The sequence below is a fragment of the Bacteroidales bacterium genome, assembly GCA_018334875.1.
GTDB lineage: Bacteria > Bacteroidota > Bacteroidia > Bacteroidales > UBA12077 > JAGXLC01.
In genome coordinates this window covers 1-6,141 of sequence record JAGXLC010000251.1, presented here as the reverse complement: position 1 = coordinate 6,141, position 6,141 = coordinate 1, and the positions used below count along the sequence as shown (strand labels likewise).

The 6,141-nt window shown below is 42.7% G+C and carries 4 protein-coding genes; all 4 read right to left on the bottom strand.

What is annotated here, in order from left to right; translation table 11 throughout:
- Positions 1–545: 545 nt before the first annotated feature.
- A complete protein-coding gene (locus tag KGY70_15605; protein MBS3776622.1) occupies positions 546–1,637 on the bottom strand; it encodes a DUF4097 family beta strand repeat protein in 1,092 nt (363 codons plus the stop codon).
- On the bottom strand, positions 1,618–2,187 hold the full coding sequence (locus KGY70_15600; GenBank protein ID MBS3776621.1) for a hypothetical protein: 570 nt from the start codon (positions 2,185–2,187) through the stop codon (positions 1,618–1,620). Before KGY70_15600 ends, KGY70_15605 begins: the two co-directional genes overlap by 20 nt.
- Positions 2,184–2,768, bottom strand: a complete 585-nt coding sequence (locus tag KGY70_15595) for a sigma-70 family RNA polymerase sigma factor (protein MBS3776620.1) — start codon at positions 2,766–2,768, stop codon at positions 2,184–2,186. Before KGY70_15595 ends, KGY70_15600 begins: the two co-directional genes overlap by 4 nt.
- Positions 2,769–3,090: 322 nt before the next feature.
- The gene (locus tag KGY70_15590) at positions 3,091–4,449 is read right to left on the bottom strand and encodes a GntP family permease (GenBank protein MBS3776619.1); all 1,359 of its coding nucleotides are present in this window, start codon (positions 4,447–4,449) and stop codon (positions 3,091–3,093) included.
- Positions 4,450–6,141: the final 1,692 nt, after the last annotated feature.

The window sequence follows — 6,141 nt, the reverse complement described above, 5'->3', positions numbered from 1 at the left end:
AGATCTTTGAGAAGATGAAGCAACTTTATGGATTCTAGTAATATTGGTATGTAACTGTATCAATGTATATGAAAATATTAAATTTCAAGCACCAAGCACCAAATAACAAATAATTACCAAATTTTCAATGATCAAAATTACAAACAATCCAGAATACCTGCATTAATCTTACCGCAGCTTTAGCTGCAAACAAATTTTTCATAACCTGATGATAGGTATCGTTCTCAAAATTAAGCAATTTAACCAAATATCTTTTAAGATCGGCCCAAAGTAAGGCCTACCAAACTTTAGAATTTAAATTGCAGCAAAATTTTGCTAAAAAAACAAAATTTTTAGAAGTGATAGCATAAATTCAAAGGTTTGGTAATTGGTTATTGTAATCCCCCGCCTGCCTTTGGGGGAGGTGTTTGTTATTTGTTATTTGGAATTTGTTATTTAAACAAGATGGACAGTTTGGAACTTGGAAATTTAAGAAAATAAAAAGGCATCCCTTCAAGTTGATGCCTTTTTATCGTTTACAGAATCTGTCTATGAGAAATCTAACTTTATTCCAGATGGACATTACCGTATTTGGTCATTATATGGACCTCAGATTTTGTATTTTCATCCTTGCCTACACGGCCTGATACTTTCGTTTCCGTATTCTTTTCAATTCTGCTTACATTTCCTGAGTCCGGAAAATCAATATCGGCATATTTGGCTTCTCCTTTAAGCTGATAACTGGCATTTTTGTCTATACCTATATTAACTCTGCCGTATTTGTTGTCTACCTTAATCTTTTCAAATTCCATGGGCACTTTACTGACTCTGAAATCCCCGTATTGGCTTACCACATCGATTTTTTTACTCACCCGGTCCACTCTGAAGTCTGTGTATTTGGCCTCACAAACAAGATTGCTCAGGCTGCCCAACCTGTAGTTGTCATACTTCGATTCACACACGAGTGAGCTGGCTTGTTGCACGTTGAGCTTGGAATATTTGGTGACTGCAATAAGTGCCTTGGCTTTTTCAATATTACAATTGTTGGGTGTGTATTTCAATGTAATTTTCAGCCAGTTCACTTCGCCGATACTTCCGTTGGAATAGGCCAGGTTTACCTGACTCAAAGGTTTGGAATTGTCCCTTAGTATCTTGTTGGCTTTTAAGTTACCGTATTTTACCGATATGTCAGCCCGGCCGGTTATTTCGTTGATGAATACATCCCCGTAATTGTTTTCAAGCTCAAGATTAAGATACCGGGGCATTTTAACCTCGTAGTTGATTGTGAATTCCTTGCTGTCGTCGCCAAAACTGAACAATCCGCCTGACCTGTTGAAATTTCTGGCAAATTCCGTAGTGGCCTCGATGGTATTATCCTGTTTGTCAATGCTTACATTGATGTCCTCAAGCAGTGCTCTCGCCTCGTCTTCTCTCCTGTGATCCACTGTGATCTTTACATCGATGGAGACTTTGTCCTGTTCCCAGTTGGTAACATTCACATTACCGTATTTATTCGATAAAACGAGAAGGGTTTTTTCGTTTACATCATATTCCTTGTGTTTATTTTTGGAATATTCATCCTTTGCGGCCTGTAGGTTTACGCTGAAAAATACAGCAAGAACCAGGAGGGTCGCATGTTTAAGTTTCAGTAGTTTCATAGCTTTCATCTTTTTTTTCCTTTGATTTTGTTTGTTCATTAATGCTCTGGAGCTGATCCAGAATTTGATTCATAACCTCCAGCTTCATTTGATAATGCCTGATCAGGGCATTAATCACCCGGGGGTCGTTGGGATTCGTCCTCAGATCTTCCTTTATGTTAACATAGATGGAATTCATATCCTGAAGCTCATTCAACAGCATTTCTTTTTGTTCTTCATCCCTGAAGTCAAACTGTTTGATCTGTTCATACTTTTTCTCCATCAGCGAAGAGTAATAGAAATGCGCTTCTTTGACTTCCGGTGAGACCTTTTCCAGCGCCAGGCTTTCCGGGGTTTGCTGCTCACTGATCCGGTCGGAGACCCATAGTCCTGAGAGCACTACCAGCACAGCAACAACAGCAGCTTTCAATATAACGTTCCAGTTGAACAACCGCTTGCGTCGGTTGTATGTTCGGAGCTTTTGGTCAAATCTTTCAAAATGGCCTTCCGGGGGCTCCATATCATCAAATTCACTTCTGTGGGAGCGTATTATGTCTTCAAGATGCTTCATTTTTTGTTTCGGTTTTTTGCCAGTTCTTCTCTGAGTTTATTTTTAGCCCTTGTATATTGGGATCTGGATGTGGAACTTGTCATGTTTAAAATTTCTGCTATTTCCTCGTGGTCAAATCCCTCAAGCAGATAAAGAGACAATACGATTCGGTATCCATCTGGCAGTCCGTTGATGGCCTCCCGGATCTCCTCTACCTTATTCCATATCTCTGTTTCCTCTTCTTCCTCCTCTGCTTTTTCTTCTTCTTCAGGATTATATACACTGTCTTCCAGCGAATCAAGTTCTATTTTCTTTTTTTTTAATTCATCCAGTGAATGATTGATGACAATCCGCTTCAGCCATGCTCCGAAGCTTACTTTTCCGCTGTAGGTGTGGATCTTGTCAAACGCTTTCAGAAAAGCTTCCTGCATGATGTCTTCCGCCTCCATCCGGTCGTTTACTATCCGGAAGCTTGTATTAAACATGGCTTTATAATACAATTTATATATCTGGAACTGTGCTTTCTGTTCCCCCTTTCTGCACCTGTCAATCACATCCTGATGAATGTTCTTGTATAGGGCTTGTTGTTTATCCGTTTGCATGTTAAAGACGGTTTATTTTTTATGCTGCTGCTTATAAAGATAAGCTTTTTTGTAAGATAACCGCTTTATTAATATGGACGAAATTTGAATTGCAAGTGCTGCATGAGCTCATAAAATTTCGTATTGTACTCTTGATTTTCTTGGCGGAAATATACCTTTTTATACCGGGCTCCTGTTTTGGTTATCAAAATATTGGATCATTAGAATTTAGGATTCAGACTGTAGAATTTAGGATGTAGAATTTAGGATTTAGAATTTAGGATTTAGAATTTAGAATTTAGGATTTAGAATTTATCTGGGTCAGGTTAATATGTATTAGCATTTAGATCAGCACCAGATAAAGCAGATAGATAACTGCCAGTGTAAGTATCCCCTGTACCAGGGTGGCTATTGTGAAGGTTTTGTAGGAGGTGGCTACGTCCATCTTGCTGAACTGATTCACCACCCAGAAAAAGCTGTCGTTGGCATGGCTCACCGTCATGGCTCCTGCGCCAACTGCCATTACCGCCAGTGTTCTCCCCAGTGATGATTCCAGGCCCAGGCCGGGCAGCAAGGGTGCCACCAGTGCGGAAGCTGTTACCAGGGCGACCGTGGAGGATCCCTGGGCTGTTTTTAACGCTGCGGCAATGATGAAGGGCAAAAATATTCCCAGATGGTAATCCGATAATGCCTGCCCCAGATTCTCTCCAATTTGTGTCGCTTGCAATACATTTCCAAAAGCAGCGCCGGCTCCCGTAATGATAATAATGGGCCCGGCTGATTGAATGCCTTTTCCGATCCAGTCACTGAGTGTTTCTCTTGTGAATTTCGGCAACAACAACAAAGAAAATAAGAATCCGATAAACAATGCATTCATCGGGTAGCCCAAAAATGTTATGGTTCTATACGCACTGCCTTCTCCCAGGGGCTTTCCGGGTAAATCGCCTATGGATCCCAGGGCAATGAGTACGATGGGAATAAAGATAGGAGCCAGTGTTTTGAATCCTGAAGGCAGGTTTCCATAATGTTTTTCAATCTCTGAATGGTCCAGCTCCGGTTTTTCCGTATCCTCACCCGACTGATGCTTTTTTCCGCTATAGGAGGCCCATAAGTTGCCTGCATACATGGTAATAAGTGAGATGCCCAATCCAAAGAGGATCACCAGCCCCAACTGTTTGGTCATTCCCAGGTTTCCGGCTGCGGCCAGCGGACCGGGCGTCGGGGGAACCAGTGTATGGGAAGCATATAGGCCTGTGGCAAGTGCAACACTCAGTGTTACCGCCGACTTACCTGTTTTGTGTATGATGGATCGCTTCAGTGAGGATAAGATCACATAGGCCGAATCACAGAATACAGGAATGGATACAATATAGCCGATCAGGGAGAGACCCAGGGCAGGTCTTTTATTTCCTGTTATTTTCAGCACCATATCGGCAAGCTTGATGGCAGCCCCCGATTTTTCAAGTATGGTACCAATAATGGTTCCCAAAACAATGACAATTCCAATATTGCCCAGAATGCTGCCGAATCCTTCGCCGATGGTTTCACCGATCTTATCCAACGGCATCCCTGCGGCCAGGGCTACCAGGAAACAGGTGGTGATCAGCACAATGAAGGGATGAACTTTTAGCCTGGCAGTTGCCAGAATGATGAACCCTATTGAGAGGATCAAAATGAGTATAAGAACCGGACCTGATGCCATAATAAGTGGAAATTAATATGTTTCTGGTACCCGGAGACAAATATACAATTTCATTTGATCCGGGCAAAAGAAAATGGGGCCGGATCAGGAATAGATCCTTTTTATTTGATTTTTTCAGGAAAGAACGAGCATGTCTCGTGTCTCGCGTTATGGTTCACCCATAACATCCGGCCAGATTATCCCCGGAGGCGAGACGTGGAACACGAGAATCTATTTCCTCTTCGGTTCTTCCCCATCGGTACCTTCCTTGCGCTCCAGGCGTGTGTGGTGCCTAAATCTTTTTCCATGGTTGGAGCGCCTTTAATTCTGGTTCCCCGTGCTATCGCTATCTGCCGTCTACGACGGCAAGACGCCAAATGGCTTACAAATCACTCTCTACTTCTTACTCCACCTGCACTTCGTTTCGGTTGCTCACGCTAAAGCTTCAGCGACAGCGTGCGGGCAAGCCCACCTCCACTTCGTTACGGTTGCTTACGCTAAAGCTTCAGCGACAGCGTGCGGGCAAGCATCCAATCATCCATCTTTACCACCCCGCTTGTAAACGGCTACAACCTCATGTCTGGTAATGGAAACCTGCTTTTAAAGGGTTACAATGGCTGCCCGGATCCCGGAACAGGCATTGTAACCGGCAACAACATCTTTCCTGGCATTGGAATAAGGGTGGTAAATCTTGCGACGAACTTTCCGGCGGCGGAATGTTCATTGTAATTCTTACAAGGGACCCGGCAAACCTTGCTCACCCCGTTGTATCAGAAAACAACGCCCTGTTGAGCCTCGGCAATGGGATTGCAGGTTTGACAACGGACCTGACTTTGGCGGAATAGGGATTGTAGCCGTTCACAACGGTTATGCAAAATTTCAAAAACCCGGTTGTAAATCCTGCAACGGCCTTTCCGGCTGCGGATACCTCATTGTTGATGATTACAATGGACCCGACAAACCTTGCTCCCCCGGTTGTATCCGGTAGCAATGTCTTATTCGGATCCGGTAATAGGGTTGAAAAGTTTACAATGTTGTTATTTATTATATAAACATGCATTGTAAGCGTTCACAATGGCTATGCAAAATCTCGGAAACATGGTTGTAAATCCTGCAACGGCCTTTCCGGCTGCGGATAACTCATTGTTGATGATTACAATGGACCCGGCAAACCTTGCTCCCCCGGTTGTATCCGGCTAAAACCGGCCTTAATGCTACAAGCATCTCGTTGTAATATCTGCAATGGCTATTGCAATCATGGGACCCTGATTGTACCCGATGACAATGTCCGATCCGGCTGCGGAGCTGGCCTTGTAAAGTCTGCAACGGCTTTTTCAGGCCACGGAAACCTCATTGTGGTTGATTACAATGGATCTGGTAGGCTTACCTCACGGGGTTGTATCCAATTATAAAGTCTTTATCGGCATTGACGAAGGGATTGTGAACACCAACAACCTCATTCATGTTCCCCGCTACCGGGTTGAAGATAGGGCAAGGGCTTATTTAACCTTATTTCCAATATATTAAACCTCAGTAGCAAAAAGGTTCCCCACATAATCATAACCTTATTACCTTATTTTTTATTTTCGTTCCGGGAATGATTTTGTGTGGTTAATAAGATTGTGTAAGCCAAACTATTGTGTAAATGAAAAAAAATTCCAAAAAAAATCCCCAAAAAATTTTTTTTCATATAAAAATGTGTTATGTTTATTG